The following is a 16,056-nucleotide window of genomic DNA, read 5'->3' as shown; positions in this document are numbered from 1 at the left end:
AACGTGCCGGAAACAATTCGGACACGGACGGGAAATAGCACGGTTCTAGTCTTATGTCAGTTGCACATGCACCATGGCCGCACCCAGCCGGCCAAAACCCCCAGCGCCAAGGAGCGTAGATGTTCAAGAACGCGGAAGAAGTACTTCAGTTCATCAAGGACGAAGATGTAAAATTCGTCGACATTCGGTTCACCGACCTGCCCGGCGTCCAGCAGCACTTCAATGTGCCCGCCAAGACTGTAGACCTTGACTTCTTCGTCAACGGCCAGCTCTTCGATGGTTCCTCCATCCGCGGTTTCCAGGGCATCGCCGAATCGGACATGCAGCTCATCCCGGACCCCACCACAGCTTTTGTTGACACGTTCCGCCTGGAGAAGACCCTCGCGTTGAACTTCTCGATCGTGAACCCGCGTACGGGCGACCCGTACCACCGCGACCCTCGCGGCGTTGCCGAAAAGGCTGAGGCTTACCTCGCCTCCACGGGCATTGCCGACACCGCATTCTTCGGTGCAGAAGCCGAGTTCTTTGTCTTTGACAACATCCAGTACGAGTCCACACCGCAGGGATCCTTCTACAAGATCGATTCCGAAGAGGCCAACTGGAACACGGGCCGTGCGGAAGAAGGCGGAAACCTCGGTTACAAGACTCCCGTCAAGGGCGGCTACTTCCCCGTTGCCCCTATTGACCACCAGGCAGACCTGCGCGACGCCATGTGCATTGAATTGGATGCCGCGGGCCTCGAAGTTGAGCGCTCCCACCACGAGGTTGGCGCAGCCGGCCAGGCTGAAATCAACTACAAGTTCAACACCCTGGTTCACTCAGCTGATGACCTGCAGAAGTTCAAGTACGTCATCAAGAACACCGCCTGGGCCTGGGGCAAGTCCGTCACGTTCATGCCCAAGCCGGTCTTTGGCGACAACGGCTCCGGCATGCACTGCCACCAGTCACTGTGGAGCAACGGCGTCCCGTTGTTCTACGACGAGAAGGGCTACGCCGGCCTGTCCGACATGGCCCGCTGGTACATTGGCGGCTTGCTCAAGCACTCCTCCGCCGTATTGGCTTTCACCAACCCGACGGTGAACTCCTACCGCCGCCTGGTCAAGGGCTTCGAAGCCCCCGTGAACATGGTGTACTCGCAGGGCAACCGCTCCGCCGGTATCCGCATCCCGATCACGGGCTCCAACCCGAAGGCCAAGCGCCTCGAGTTCCGCGCACCGGACCCCTCCTCCAACCCGTACCTGGCCTTCTCAGCCCAGCTGATGGCCGGCCTTGACGGCATCAAGAACCGGATCGAACCCCCGGCTCCCATCGACAAGGACCTCTACGAGTTGCCGCCGGAGGAAGCCAAGGACATCCCCAAGGCTCCCGAGTCCCTCGAAGAGGCCCTGATCGCCTTGGAAAACGACAACGAGTTCCTGCAGGCCGGTGGCGTATTCACCCAGGACCTGATTGACACCTGGATCGACTACAAGCGCGAATACGAGATCAAGCCGCTCTCACTGCGCCCGAACCCGTACGAGTTCGAGCTCTACTACGGCTGCTAGCTAGAACATGCGGCTAAACGGGGTTTAGTCCGCAAGAGTAAAGCCTTGTGACACAAAGATGGGCCGGAACATTGCGTTCCGGCCCATCTTTTTCTTTGTCCAAAATCTTGTGAGCTAGCCTTCTCCTGCTCTCCGCCAGGTGACTTTTTGCGAGACGCGAGGACTCCGGCAACCGCTGCACGCGATGCCTCGTCCTTGTCTGGCCACAGGTTTTCTGCTGGTATCCAAGGGCGTCTTTGCTGAGGCATGCCGAAGCCTGGCCTGCACTTCCATCCCGTCGAGCCATTCAGAGATCACGTTGGAAGCGAAAGGAACTGATATGTAAATAGGCTGAGCTGGGCCGCTTGAATAGGGGCGACCTCGCATCCGAGCGGCCTACAGTTCGATAAGAGTCTGCTGGTGGCCAGCCGTGGGGTGTTGGCAGCTTATGCGCCAGCCTGAGAGTCGGGGTCATGCAAAAGCCGGGACAGCTTTGGGCCTTTGTCCTACTGACAACCCGGCATGGCGCCAGCGTACAAGCGGCGCCACACTCGTTTCCACGGCTGCGCATTGGCCACGGCAGAATTACAGGTGCCATCTGCGCGGTGAAGCCGCCCACCGACTTACCCGACTTTGCCTAGCTCTGACCCGTCCCAAGGTTTGGTTGCCCACACGGAGTGAACGTCAGGCCGATTGTTTGGAGTTCTTGGCGTGTAGCTCTTGTTCGATGGGGCGCGATAGTCCAAGTCGGAATGGCGTCGTTGGCGATTGCAAAGGATATCGCTGTACTCAAATATTGCCGTGGCTAGTTCGGTGCTGGTCGTCCGTTTTCTCCGGGTCAGGATTTCGGTCTAAAAGCTCTACTAGAAAGATTCTTGTCACTGGCATTGACGTATCCGTCGCCGACTGTTAAGCATGGTGGCGTCCTTCCTGCCGAACGGATCTTGTTGGTGAGCGCCATGAAGTGAACCGGACGCCGTGATCGGCTTGGATCAGACCAGTGCACGACACTGGCTATTGACTGCCACATCCAAGGCGTTGGCGACAAGAGATGAACGCTGGCTGCTGTGGTTCGACTATCCGAAAATGCGCCGAGTGGAGGTATCCATGACGGCGCGACAATAGATCTTGCCTTCCCCTCTGGGGGCGCTTGGTTATGTCCATGACCTAGAGTTCGTTGGGTGAGAGTCGGTGAAACTTCCGGTGGGCAAGGCCAAAAAGAGATAGTTCCTGTTGGTTGAAGTTGCTTTACCTTGGTCGCCCTGATAGACCCACGAGTCCCGCCAGGTTCATCGGCACCGCACCTATCGGCGTCCGGTACTGATGACTTCGATGATGGCCGACGTGGTTATGATTGGAACTCCGATCTAGATCACTTAGGGGAATGACTAGCATGCCAGTTCCAACGCCGCCCGCAAAGCGACAGCCTGAACAGTTGGGTCTTCGAGCTACGAGGACTGGCGGCAAGTGGGATTGGCCACGAGATGAATCAGGTGGCTGCAGAGAAAAAGCTTCCGCAATGCGCGTCCTGGACAGCATCGAGGGGCAAGAGAAGCTTCTGGTACGCGCTACCTACGATCGCCTACTTCGAGATGCCGAGCGAGGGCGCCTTAGATTTGGATCAGGGAAGGACGTAGCGAAGCTTACGACCAAGCCCTGGCTCCTTGAACTGCGAGTTCAGGTAAATCCAGGACACAAAGACATCTCCCGCCGTCATCTACTTAGGCTGTATTTCGCAGAACCAAAAGTACTGCCTTCAACCCTTCTCGCTTTGCGCTTGACACCAAAACCGCGGTCAGGTGACCCAGACGGGGTACAGGACCGTCACATTCGCGAGGCCAACCAAATCTACGAAAGTGGGGAGCACCGCCTTTGGGGAATAACGGCAAGGTGATGTTATGTTTAGCTAACATAGAGTGGAAGGTAGAACCATGGACTCCGTAGCGAATTTTGTCGGTCTAGACTTGGCGAACGCTCAGCAGCGATTGGCCTCGAGTCTCGTCGAAGAGACCCAAGACATGATGCACGAATTGGTTGAACGTCGTCGATCGTGCAACTTGACGCAAAAGAACGTGGCCGACGTTATTGGCGTCTCCAGAACAGCCATAACGCATTTCGAGCGCTACGACGCCGATCCCAAAATGAGCACGATAGTACGATATGCGCTGGCTATCGGCGCACGACTGGAGATCAAAGTATCAGACGGAATCAGTTGGGCCCGCAAGGAAATTGAGGTTGAGGCTGCAGGACGCGCAACGGCATTTCAGCCCATGAAGACGTCAATGGTTGTTATGGCCGGGCGTCAGCTAGCGGCACAGCACTGATGACGAACGAGATGAATTGGCTCTATCTTCTGAATGCGGAAGCTTTCGCCGTACAAGTTTCGCCGCTTGGCACTAGCGTAGATCGACACATGGACTGGACGGTGTTTCTCGACGCGGCTGAAGACGACCCTGGCCGATACTCAGCCGTCGGAATTCTAGCGGGAGCCAGTGGCGACTTCGAATTCAATGTTGGTGTCAGTGGAATGATCAGAGCCACTGAAGAGTTTGACACGAATCACATGTCCGATAGCCAAAGGACTCAAATCGGGAACTCTATCGGACTAGAAAACCTATACGATGTCGCGGCAAGAACGGGAAGGCTCGCACTCTCCCTCGCGAACCGAGAATTCGAGATCGACACCAAGGCACCAAGGCCAAGCCTTATGACACTCGAGGATACTCGTGAACAAGAAGACTCACAGCCAGAAGAGTAGTTTCACAGACTGAATCGAGAGCCGCACCTCGTCTGACTCCCTGATCCCGCGTCCCGGCCCCGAACCGTATGGCTCGTGCGCCTACCGCACCGCATCGAAGGCAACCTACCAAGGTGTTGTACTAGCGCTGGACGCTCTGTCCAATTGGGCAAGAAACCTTGAATCAAGAATTGTTCAAGAAATCAGTGGGTCCCACCTTTCATCATCGGGTGGGACCCACCGTCATTTATCGCGGACCGTCACGTATCTGGTGGGCCTGTGGTTGAGAGAACCCAGCGGCTTCCACTAACAGCAAAGCCGACACGCCATCTCTGAGCGCCAACTTTGTTAGCATCCTTCGAAGCCTTGTTCGCCGACTTCAGTAACGCATCTGCGGCGTCACATTCTCCTTTAAGCTAACAATCAACTTTGTCCACGGCGTTTCTTCATCAACACAGCAACTACAATTGCGGCTCCAGCCGCCCAGATGACATCGAGCATTTGGTATTCGATCCACAATTTGGGCGCATATTGCTCCGAGTCCAATCACCAAGCCGGAGAGGATCGCAACCAGCACGAATGTTCGATTCTGTGTACTCCTTACTATTTCCATGTGGCACAGGCAGCTGGTTCCGGAAAACGAGCCACCCCATCTGGCCGGTCCACTTCCTTCACATACGACCCTCTCCGTTAGCGCTACGCACTAGCTTTTCGATCGACGTAATAGTCACTGGCGTCATAATGCCGGTCATTCCTTCAACCGGGTTTTCTTGCCAATAGCAAGTGCCGCAATGGGTTCACATGTAGCCGACAGACGCCCCAGACATGCCTACCCCATGAGTTCGAACTCGGCGCGGTAGCCTGTCAAGGGACGCAGCAGGGACTCAGTCTAGAAATCTCGGTGAGTTCCTCGGGTAGTCAGTGCCAGACCTAATGCGGTCATCATTGGCGTCCCAGAAGGCGGCGATTTCCTCACCAGTGGGCCGCACAGGCCAACGACCGTCTGTGCGTACCACTATCGCCAAGCACTCGCCATCCTCTTGCGGGTAATAGTCCAGATAGGCGCCTGTCCGGAGCTCCACCATAAGACCGTAGTCAATTTGCATTCCGGCCTCAATGAGCGACTGAATCTTCTTCGTGACTGCGTTGACGCTATCGGCAGTCAAGGGCTTCTTGAGTCCCGTTTTCATATGCCTAGCGATGGGCACAGGGTTTCCGACCAAGAATGCCGTGGAAGCGTGAACGAATCGATGGCGTTCGTCCAGCACATTCAACGCGGAATCTAACCAACCTCCAATACCGTCCTCAGTAATAGTCGTCCATGCCGGCATCCCGTTGTGGGCCACTATGGATTCCTTGATGGCCTGCCTAATTCCTTTTGGTTGCATCTTTTCAGGATTCTTTACACATAGAGAACGGGCAACATGATGCATCTGGTCTTCCAGCACCGCGGCCGCCACCAGCATACTTCCCAGGGCCGTCAAGGTTTCCCTAGGTATTCCATAGTGGAATATGGTTTTGTTTGACGTCGAGTTCATGGCTCAGTTTTTCATCGAGTCATGAACTTCGCCATGGCTTATGGCGTATTTTTTGACAATCACGCACCAACCGCAGCCATCGATCGGATAACCCGTGCCGCACGGTTCTACCCATGAAACAACATGAACGCCACCAGCGAGATATGTGGCTTGTTAGCAGCACGTGGTTCTCGGCAACCCGTTCTCCGCCAATGAATTTGAACCGCAAAAACCCTAGAACAAGGGGCAAACACCAGTTCTCAGCCACCCAATTACCCTTGGGGACTTCGAGCTCTACTACGGCTGCTAGCTAGACACCGCCGGCCTGAGGCCGGCTCCATGTGACGGCGTGCCAAACTGGCCAGGACGTATGAAATTTCATGCGCCCTCGCCAGTTTGGCACGCCGTCGCTGTTTAAGGGCACGGCGGCGGCACGGTGGGCGAGCTTGGGGAGGGCGTGGGGACTAGCGCTTGCCGTACTTCTTGTGCACAGCCTGCTTGCTCACGCCCAGGCACAGGGCTATGGCCTCCCACGACAGCCCGACGGCGCGGGCCCGGGCAACCATCTCCGACTCCGTGCGCGCCAGCTCCTTGCGGGATGCTGCAACAGCGTACAGCGCCTCGGCGGGACCCAAGCCATCCATGTCTCCCACTAGTGTCTTCACAGCCACCACCTCCTGCGGTCAACTTTAGTTGACGACTGGCCGGTGCATCAATAAAAGTTGACCGAGGCGATTGTCTCATACCCCGTCATGGCCGAGCGTTCAAGTAACGCCTCACGATAGACTCCGAAGGCAGGCCAGGATAGAAGGTCCTGGCGGGCTCCAACGCCGGAAGGGATGCCCATGTCATTTGTTGAGGACGCCAAACTACTGCAGGTGGAGCTGCGCAATTTGCGCCGCGAGCTGCACCGAGAGCCCGAACTGGGGCTTGAATTGCCCCGCACCCAGGCACGCGTCCTGGCCGCACTCGCGGGCACGGATCTCGACATCACTCTTGGCACAACATCGAGTTCCATCACGGCGGTGCTGCGCGGCCCCCACGACGGGCCTGTTGTCCTGTTGCGGGGGGACATGGACGGATTGCCCGTCACGGAAGAGACCAACCTTGGCTACGCAGCAAAGACCGGCACCATGCACGCCTGCGGCCACGACCTTCACACCGCAGCCCTGGTGGGTGCCGCAAAACTGCTCGCCGCCCGGCGGAGCCAACTCCCAGGAACTGTTGTTTTCATGTTCCAACCGGGCGAGGAAACGTGCACCGGAGCTGCTGCCATGATCGCCGAAGGCGTTTTGGGGGCCGCCGGCCGCACCGTCGATGCAGCCTATGGTATCCATGTGACACCCGGTGAGCCAGGAGTTTTCAGTCTCAAGCCCGGACCCACCATGGCCGGATCCCACAATTTGACCGTAACCATTGAGGGCCACGGCGGCCACGGTTCCATGCCCATGTTTGCCCGCAATCCCGTGCCCGTGATCGGTGCCCTGGTGGGGGAACTGCAGTCACTTGTCATCAGCAGATTTTCACCGTTTGAACCCTTGGTCATCACACCCACCCAGCTGCGCGGCAGCGACGCCCCCAACGTCATCCCGTCCAGCGCGTCACTGGGCTGCACCGTGCGCACTTTCACTCCCGACGCCGTGGAGCGCCTCCGCGCCGAGATCACCGCCCTGTCCAACGGCCTGGCCGCAGCCCATGGCTGCACAGCGGTGGTGGAATTGGAAACGATTGCCCCGGTTACTGTGAATGATGCAACCGAGGCCGCCGCCGCTCACGACGTACTCTCGGCGGCCTTTGGCTCCAGCCGGGTCCACCTGCTGGCGGACCCTGTGCCCGGATCGGAGGACTTCGCCCTGGTCCTGGAGAAAGTTCCAGGGGCCTTCTTGTTCCTGGCGGCTTCGCCTGCGGGTCTTGACAATCCCGCCTACAACCACTCACCCCAGGTGCTTTTCAACGACGACGTACTCGCCGACCAGGCCGCGGCCCTGGCCGAATTGGCATGGGCGCGGCTGGCGAGAGGCTAGGCCACACCAGCGAGATGTCGGGGCCGGTAAGGTCGGCCCCTAGAAGATGGACCAGCCAGTCTTGGCCGTGAACTCATCCAGGGCCGCCATGCCCGCCACCGAGTTGCCATTGGGACCCAGCGAGGGACCCCACACGGTGACGACGCAGCGGCCGGGCACCACTGCCACGATGCCGCCACCCACACCGCTCTTGCCGGGCAGCCCCACACGGTAGGCGAACTCTCCCGCGGCGTCGTAAGTACCGCACGTCAGCATGACGGCGTTGACCCGCTTGCTCTGGCTCGGCTGCAGGAACGGGCTCCCGCCTGCGGACACGCCGTCACGGGCCAGGAATAGCGAGGCCTTGGCCAGGTCCTCACAGGAAAGCTCCAGGGCGCACTGGGCAAAGTAGTTCGCCAGGACGTCGTCAACGGGATTCTCCAGGTTCCCGTAACTTGCCAGCAGATGCGCCATGGCCGCATTGCGGTGCCCATGGTCGGCCTCTGAGGCTGCCACCACGGAGTCCACATCAATGGCCGGGTTCCCAGCCTCCTGCCGCATGAGTCCGCGCACAGCTCCGGCAGCATCGCCCGTCAACGTCAGCAGCCGGTCCGTGACCACCAGGGCGCCGGCATTGATGAAGGGATTTCGTGGAATGCCCCGGTCGGCCTCCAACTGGATCATGGAGTTGAACGGGGTTCCGGAGGGTTCACGGAACACCCGCTTCCAGATCGAATCGTAGTCGTACGACATCACCAGGGCCAGCGAGAACACCTTGGAAATACTTTGGATCGAGAACGGCTTGCGCCAATCCCCCGCCCCGTAGATGGCTCCGTCGGCCGTGGCCACGCAGATGCCGAAATTATCCGGCGATACAACACCAAGACTGGGAATGTAGGAGGCAACTTCGCCCTGTCGGCACAGCGGCGCAACATGGGTCACAATATCTTCAAGGATGCTCTGCAGATCCACGGCGTGCGCTCCTTAACTGTTGGGCCGGCGTCGACCCTTGAAAACTTAAAACAGAAGGGGCGGCCGGCACCAAGGCCGGCCACCCCTCACAGCGTGTTAGAGGACTTTCGCGAGGAATTCCTGCAACCGCGGCTGCTGGGCATTGCTGAAGATGGCCTCGGGGGTGCCTTCCTCGCAAATGTATCCTGCATCCATGAAGATGACACGGTCGGCTACTTCGCGGGCAAAGCCCATCTCGTGCGTCACCACCACCATGGTCATGCCCTCGGCGGCGAGGTCGCGGATCACCTGCAGCACCTCACCCACCATTTCGGGGTCAAGGGCGCTGGTGGCCTCATCGAAGAGCATGATGCCGGGGTTCATGGCCAGCGCACGGGCAATCGCCACACGCTGCTTCTGGCCACCCGAGAGCGACGCCGGACGGGCGTCAGCCTTCTCGGCCAGTCCCACGCGGCGCAACAGTTCCATGGCCTTGTCACGGGCACCGGACTTGTCAAGCTTCTTCAACTCCACCGGGGCCAGCATGATGTTCTGGATGACGCTCATGTGCGGGAACAGGTTGAAGTGCTGGAACACCATGCCAATGTTCTGGCGGACGGTATTCAGGTCAACCTTGGCGTCCGTCAGGTCAAAACCATTGACAGTGACGGTGCCGGCGGTGATGTCCTCCAACTTGTTCAGGCAGCGCAGGAACGTTGACTTGCCCGAGCCCGAGGGACCAATGACGCACACCACCTCACCCTCGGCAATGTCAACGTCCAGGCCCTTGAGAACCTCGTTGGAGCCAAATGACTTCTTCAGGCCGCGGACACTGATCTTTGCGGACTTGTCAGTTGCGGTTGCGCTCATTTGTTGAACTTCCTGTCCAGGACGTTGGAAAGCTGGGTCAAGGCGGTGATCACAATGAAGTACAGGGCTGCCACGATCAGCAGGGTTTCACCCGTGCGGAAGTTGGATGCGTAGATCTGCTGGCCCTGGTAGGTCAGCTCCGCGAAGCCAATGACAGCCAGCAAGGAGGTGTCCTTCAAGGTGATGACGAACTGGTTGATGAACGACGGCGTCATGATCTTGATCGCCTGCGGCACCACCACCCGGCGCATGGAAGTGACGTACCCCAGACCCAGGCTGCGGCTGGCTTCCAGCTGGCCGGGATCCACTGACTGGATGCCACCACGAACAATTTCGGTCATGTAGGCACCGGCGTTGAGGCTCAAGGTGAGCACACCCGCTGTGAGAACGTCGATGGGTTGCCCCGTCATCTGCGGCAGGCCGAAGTAGAAGAAGAAGGCCTGGACCAGCAGCGGTGTGCCGCGGAAAATGGCAACGTACGTGGTGGCAATGCCGCGCAGAATCTTACTTTCGGAGACCTTGCAGAAGCCAAAGAGGATACCTAGGACCAAGGCGATGGCCAGCGAAAGGACCGTGGCAACAATGGTCAGCCAGAGGCCCTTCATGAGGGCCGGGAAGCTGTCCTTGACCAATTCGAAGAAGCCGCCCTGCTCCGTGGACTCGGCCTTGGCAAGGTACTTGTCCAGGATCTGCTCGTATTCGCCGTTGGCTTTCAGGTTGGCCAGGCCGGCATCAAAGGCGGACAGGAGGTCCGCGTTGGCGCCCTTGTTCACGGCAAAGCCGTAGGAGCTGCCCTGTTCCTTCTCGGTAACAATTTTTAGGCCGTTGTTCTGGCTGACACCGTAGGCGAGCACCGGGTAGTCGTCGAAGACGGCCACAGAATTGCCGGCCTTGACGTCGTCGTACATCGTGGCGGAGTCGGCAAGGGCCTTGACCTTAAAGCCGTACTGGTCCTTGATGGAGTTGGCGAAGGTTTCGCCTTCACTGCCGCGCTTGGCGGTGACGGTCTTGCCGGCCAGGCCCTCGTAGGACTTGATGTCCTGGTCGTTCTTGGCAACAGCCATCTGCACGCCGGAGTCAAAGTACGGGGCGGAGAAGTCAAAGATCTTCTTGCGCTCGTCGGTGATGGACATGCCGGCAATGACACCGGCCACCTGGTTGGACTGCAGCGCCTGCAATGCCGCATCAAAGCCGAGGGACTTGATGTCCACCTCAAAGCCCTGATCCTTGGCAATGGCACGGAGCAGATCCATGTCAATACCCACCAGCTCGCCATTGCCATCACGGAACTCAAACGGCGCAAACGTGGTGTCGGTGGCAATTGCGAACGTCTTACCGTTGACGTCAGCGGACTGGACGCCGGCGGAGACGGCGGTTGCCGGAGCCGGCATGCTCAGCGCCGACGCGCCACCCATGCCGAAGAACATGATGACAACAGTAAAAAAGGCGGCGAGAGCGGCAAATGAGCCGCCTCTACGCCGCCGTATGGGTGGTAGCTTTCGCATTAATTTTCCCTTACAACGGTTCTTCGCCCCTCCTGGGCCGAATCAAGTACCCCTCGACGTTACAGCCTTTAGCGAAATCATGCGAGACGAAGGCCACTGTTCCTACCATTTACACCCACCTTTGTACCAGCTCCGTCCAGTAATCAAGACGAACTTCTCGAGTATTCTGGGTGTGGTTTGAGTTACACCTCCCCCGCGCAGCCGCTGCCGCCAAGCGAAAGAAGCCCATGAACAAGCCCAATGTGATACTGATCTGCGTCGACGAGTGGCGGGGCGACTGCCTGGGCGCCGAGGGCCATCCCCACGTCCAAACGCCGCACCTGGATGAGTTGGCAGCCAAGGGGGCCCGGTTCCGGCACGCTTATTCCGCCACACCCACCTGCGTACCGGCCCGGGTGGCCCTGTTCACCGGCCAGTCCCAGGAACGTCACGGCCGGGTGGGCTATCAGGAAGGCGTGAAGTTCGACGACGTTCATCCCGTCACGCTGGCCGGCGAGTTCGGGCGGGCCGGCTACCAGCCTCAGGCCATTGGCAAGCTGCATGTCTACCCGGAGCGCAACCGGGTAGGTTTTGACGATGTGATCCTGCACGATGGCTTCCTGCACTTTGCCCGCAAGGAACACCGCCGGGACTTCAAGTTCTTTGACGACTACGTCCCGTGGCTGCGCCGCCAGCCCGGGGTGAGCGCCGACGAGGAGTACTTTGACCACGGGGCCGGCTGCAATTCCACCGTGGCCAGGCCTTGGGACAAGGCCGAACGCCTGCACCCCACCTCCTGGACGGGCTCCCAAGCCGTGGAATGGCTGTACCGGCGCGACCCCACGGTTCCGTTCTTCCTCTACCTGTCCTTCCACCGCCCGCACCCGCCGTACGATCCGCCGGCGTGGGCCATGGACATGTACCTGGATCTGCCGACCTTCAAGCGGCGGCTGGGCGATTGGGAGCACCATTACGAATCGGTGCGCACGGACGGGAACCACCAATTGGCCTTCGGCACCCTCTCCGAGGCCGTCACACACCGGGCCAGGGCCGGCTACTACGGGCTCATGACCCAGATCGACATGCAATTGATGCGGCTCTTTGAAGCGCTGAACGAGTTTGCCCTGGCCGATGACACCATCATCGCCTTCACCTCCGATCACGGTGAAATGCTGGGCGACCACGACTTCTACCGCAAGGGAGTTGGCTATGAGGGCTCGGCGCGGGTGCCTTTCATTGTGACCCCAGCACCCAACGACCCTGCCGCGCAGCGTGGAGGGGTGGTGGATGAGGTGGTGGAACTGCGTGACATCATGCCCACATTGCTGGAATTGGCCGGCGTCCCGGTGCCGGAATCCTGTGACGGGAAGTCGCTGGCACGCTTTGTGCGCAACTCCCCCGCCGGCGCGCCCGTTCCCGAACCCTGGCGTGAATGGCTACACGGCGAGCACGTGTACTTTGGCCAGTCGCTGCAGTGGGTCACCGACGGCCACATCAAGTACTTGTGGGCCTCCGGCTGGGGCACGGAGGAGCTCTTCGACTTGGATGCCGATCCCGGGGAGCTGCACAACCTGGCACCGCTGCCCGAACACGCCGAGCTTCTGGCGTTGTGGAAGGGTCGGCTCATTGCCGATCTCACGGGACGCGAGGAGGGGTTTGTGCACGACGGCGAATTGCTGAAGGGTGCCGCCGTTGTCACCATGCTGGCTCACGCCCGCGGACTGGTGAAGTCCTAGCGCAGCACAGCGAACGGAACCCAAGAGTTTCTCGTGCGGCCGCGCCCGTCCCCGCTTTTCGCACCCGTTGGGCCCCACGGGGCGCGAAAAGTGGGGACGGGCGCGGCGCTGGCGCTTCCGGCCTCCGCGAACTCGGCGCCGGTACACTAGAGCCGGGTCTAGCCGTAAAAGAGGCGCTCAAAAACAGCGCGGGCACGCCGTGTCAGGCCAAGGTACTCTTCCTCGAACGCCGCAGCATGGCCCGGTTCATAACCGCACCAGCGGGCCACCGCCTCCAAATCACGCCGCGCCAGCGGCAAAAGGTCTGAGGTATTGCCTGTCCACATCACGTTGGCATTGCGGATCCGTCCTGCCAACCGCCACGCAGTCTCCAACAGGGCCGCGTCATCGGCATCGAGCAAACCCATGGCGTTGGCAGCGTGTAGCGCAGGCAAAGTCTGTGTTGTACGCAAAGCAGGATGTTCATGGGCATGCTGCAATTGCCACAATTGCACGAGCCATTCGACATCGCTTAGGCCCCCGCGCCCTAGCTTCACGTGCCTGGCCGGGTCGGCGCCGCGCGGCAGCCTTTCCGATTCCATCCGCGCCTTAATGCGTTTGATCTCGCGTATGTCTGACTCAGACACTTCCCGCGGATAGCGGACCGGGTCAGCCATGGCCACAAAATCCCGTGCCAGTTCATCCGAACCTGCCATGGGTCTGGCACGCAACAACGCTTGAGCCTCCCAGGCTGAGGACCAGCGGGTGTAGTACTCCTGGTAGGCCTCCAACGATCGAACGAGTGGGCCACTACGGCCTTCAGGGCGCAGATCAGCGTCAACTTTGAGCACCCGTTCGGCCTGGATGGCAGGACGCACGGGAGCTGTCAGCAGCGCAGTGAGTTTTTGGACGATGGCTTTCGCCTGCCCGTCCGCTTCCCCCGCCTGCGCAGCATCCAGGCCCTCGACAGCACGGTGAACAAAAAGAACATCGGCGTCAGAACCATAACCAATCTCTTGGCCGCCCTGACGCCCCATGGCGACCACCAATACGTGCGTGAGGGGGGCCGACCCGGCGTAGACAGCATTCTCGGCCACCATAAGGGCACCCAGGACAGCTGCCCTGTCAGCATCGCTGAGCGCCCTCGCCACCTGGTCATGATTCAATAGACCACAGCAATCAGCAATGGCCACCCGCAAGATCTCGCGTTGCCGAAGAAGACGAATAAGTCGGATGGCACCTGTCGCTTCGGCATGCCGAGACATTTTCGCTTTGATTTCGCCCCATTGCGCTTCAAAACTCAAGGGAACTAGTTCTTTGTCATTACCCAGCCATGCCGTTGCCTCCGGGGAGACTTCCAGCAGATCGGACACCAGCCGCGAACTGGATAGCAAGTGGCACAGGCGTTCGGCCGCGGCCTGGTGGTCGCGCAACATGCCCAGGTACCAGTGTGACGTTCCCAGCGTGTCACTCACACGGCGGAACGCGAGCAGTCCGGCGTCGGGATCCACGCCGTCGGCCAACCAGCCCAACAGGACAGGCAACAGCTGGCGCTGCAAGGCGGCCCGGCGGCTGACTCCGGCCGTCAATGCCGCAATGTGCCGCGCGGCCCCGGCTGCGTCACGGTAGCCCAGCGCGGCAAGCCTGGCCTTCGCTGCGTCGCTGGTCAGTGCCGCGTCCTCGATGCTCAGGTGCGCTGCAGAGGCCAAAATGGGGTGGTAGAAAATCCGCTCGTGCAGGGAGCTCACGGAACGCTTCACCTTGGCCCATTCCTCCAACAGGGAGTCGGCACTGGGCCTCTTGAGGCTCAGCGGACCCGCCACGGCACGGGCCAGGGCACGCAACTGGTCCTGCGCCGTGGGCATCAGGTGGGTGCGGCGCATTTGCACCAGCTGGATCCGGTGCTCCAGCACCCGCAGGTACGTGTAGTGGTCCAGGAGTTTCGCGGCGTCTGTGCGGCCAATGTAGCCTGCGTGGGTCAGCGCCTCAATGGCGGCAGTGGTGGCGGGGACGCGGATGCGCGGATCAGTTTTGCCGTGGACCAGCTGCAGCAACTGAACAGTGAACTCAACATCACGCAGGCCGCCCCTGCCCAGCTTAATCTGCCGGCTCGCATCGGCGTCACGAATGTTGGCCGTGACACGGCGGCGCATGGACTGCACCGACTCAACAAAACCCTCACGTTCGGAGGACGCCCAGATCAGGGGCGAAACCGCCTCTTCAAACTCCTGCCCCAGGGCCGCATCACCGGCAATGGCCCGGGACTTGAGTAGCGCCTGGAACTCCCAACTCTGCGCCCAACGCTGGTAGTACGCCAGGAAGGAATCCAGGGTGCGCACCAAGGGGCCGTCCTTACCTTCGGGCCGCAGATTCGCATCAACTTCCCACAAACCGGGCTCTCGTTCGGGGGCGTAGATGATCTTTGACACAGCACCCGCCAGCGCATTGCCCACCAGGACGGCCTGGGCCTCATCCGCGGTGTCAGCCAGCCCGGTGTCAGCCAGCCCGGGCGGGTTGGTGACGCCGATGACGTACATGACGTCGACGTCGGAAATGTAGTTCAGTTCCCGCGCCCCGCACTTGCCCATACCCACAATGGCCAGGCGCACCCGGGCCACCAGCTCCTCCCCCAGGGCGGCGCCTACCTCGTTCCTGGCAACGGCCAGTGCGGCATCCAGCGCAGCCGCGGCAAGGTCCGCGAGTTCGGCGCCAACCAGCGGCATGACTGACTGCGGTGACGCGGCGGCCAGGTCCCGCAGGGCCAGTTCGCACAAATGCCGGCGGTATGCGGTCCGCAGGGCTATCCGTGCCTCAGTGCCTGCCACGGCAGCTGTTGGCATGTCCGACGCCGGATCGGCACCCACGGCACGCAGCAGCGACGCCCTGAAACGCTGCGCCGGCACCGCCACGGGCTCCGGTGACGCCGGCGCATCCAGCACATCAAGGTGTTCTGGATGGCGCATCAGGAAGTCCGCCAACGCCTCCGATGCGCCCAGGAGCCTGAATAGCGGCTCATTGGAGACCCACGTGCCGGAAGCCGCGTCCAGGACCTTCAGCTTGTTGTAGCTTTCGGGGACAGCGCTGAGCAGGCGCACCAACGATTGCAGCGCCAGGTCGGGGTTGTCGGCCACGGAGAGTGCGTCAAGTAGTTGCGTCTGATCCAGGTCAGCCAGTTCGGCAAAGCCCAGGAACCTTTCACATTTTTCCAGGTCGGAGAAGCCGCGGGAGATCAGGGTGCGGGTGAGCGAGCCCATGG

10 protein-coding genes are annotated in these 16,056 nt (G+C 60.3%); 4 read left to right on the top strand and 6 right to left on the bottom strand.

All coding sequences use genetic code 11. The annotated features are described in order from the left end of the window. Window positions 1-119 precede the first annotated feature (119 nt). Complete coding sequence (gene glnA / locus ACX80Q_RS12485) at window positions 120-1,544, top strand: type I glutamate--ammonia ligase (RefSeq protein ID WP_459330851.1); 1,425 nt, start codon at window positions 120-122, stop codon at window positions 1,542-1,544. Window positions 1,545-3,454: 1,910 nt separating this feature from the next. After that, window positions 3,455-3,847 carry a helix-turn-helix domain-containing protein gene (locus ACX80Q_RS12480; protein WP_459330850.1) on the top strand — a complete coding sequence of 131 codons (393 nt, stop codon included), beginning with the start codon at window positions 3,455-3,457 and terminating at the stop codon, window positions 3,845-3,847. Window positions 3,848-5,144: 1,297 nt separating this feature from the next. Here the strand turns inward: ACX80Q_RS12480 and ACX80Q_RS12475 are convergent. Both ACX80Q_RS12475 and ACX80Q_RS12470 read right to left on the bottom strand, forming a co-directional pair. Beyond that, a complete protein-coding gene (locus ACX80Q_RS12475; protein WP_459330849.1) occupies window positions 5,145-5,798 on the bottom strand; it encodes a hypothetical protein in 654 nt (217 codons plus the stop codon). Window positions 5,799-6,241: 443 nt separating this feature from the next. Next, window positions 6,242-6,442: an AsnC family protein gene (locus tag ACX80Q_RS12470; RefSeq protein ID WP_459330848.1), complete on the bottom strand. Its 201-nt coding sequence runs from the start codon at window positions 6,440-6,442 to the stop codon at window positions 6,242-6,244. Between the two features lie 180 nt (window positions 6,443-6,622). Here ACX80Q_RS12470 and ACX80Q_RS12465 point away from each other — a divergent pair, with 180 nt between their 5' ends. Continuing rightward, window positions 6,623-7,801, top strand: a complete 1,179-nt coding sequence (locus ACX80Q_RS12465) for a M20 metallopeptidase family protein (RefSeq protein ID WP_459330847.1) — start codon at window positions 6,623-6,625, stop codon at window positions 7,799-7,801. Between the two features lie 39 nt (window positions 7,802-7,840). Here the strand turns inward: ACX80Q_RS12465 and ACX80Q_RS12460 are convergent, their stop codons facing one another. From ACX80Q_RS12460 to ACX80Q_RS12450, 3 genes are all read right to left on the bottom strand, one after another. Then, window positions 7,841-8,752 (bottom strand): glutaminase, encoded by a 912-nt coding sequence (locus ACX80Q_RS12460; protein ID WP_459330846.1) that lies wholly within the window; start codon window positions 8,750-8,752, stop codon window positions 7,841-7,843. A gap of 96 nt (window positions 8,753-8,848) precedes the next feature. Next, the gene (locus ACX80Q_RS12455; RefSeq protein ID WP_459330845.1) at window positions 8,849-9,601 is read right to left on the bottom strand and encodes an amino acid ABC transporter ATP-binding protein; all 753 of its coding nucleotides are present in this window, start codon (window positions 9,599-9,601) and stop codon (window positions 8,849-8,851) included. Continuing rightward, complete coding sequence (locus tag ACX80Q_RS12450) at window positions 9,598-11,028, bottom strand: amino acid ABC transporter substrate-binding protein/permease (protein WP_459330844.1); 1,431 nt, start codon at window positions 11,026-11,028, stop codon at window positions 9,598-9,600. Before ACX80Q_RS12450 ends, ACX80Q_RS12455 begins: the two co-directional genes overlap by 4 nt. 305 nt (window positions 11,029-11,333) lie before the next feature. Here ACX80Q_RS12450 and ACX80Q_RS12445 point away from each other — a divergent pair, with 305 nt between their 5' ends. Then, window positions 11,334-12,821, top strand: a complete 1,488-nt coding sequence (locus ACX80Q_RS12445; RefSeq protein WP_459330843.1) for an arylsulfatase — start codon at window positions 11,334-11,336, stop codon at window positions 12,819-12,821. Window positions 12,822-12,979: 158 nt separating this feature from the next. Here ACX80Q_RS12445 and ACX80Q_RS12440 read toward each other — a convergent pair whose 3' ends face one another. Beyond that, window positions 12,980-16,054, bottom strand: coding sequence for a bifunctional [glutamine synthetase] adenylyltransferase/[glutamine synthetase]-adenylyl-L-tyrosine phosphorylase (locus tag ACX80Q_RS12440; RefSeq protein WP_459330842.1), 3,075 nt, complete (start codon window positions 16,052-16,054; stop codon window positions 12,980-12,982). Window positions 16,055-16,056 lie beyond the last annotated feature (2 nt).

The sequence above is a fragment of the Arthrobacter sp. HLT1-20 genome (assembly GCF_054510895.1).
This window is presented reverse-complemented; position numbering and strand designations above follow the sequence as displayed.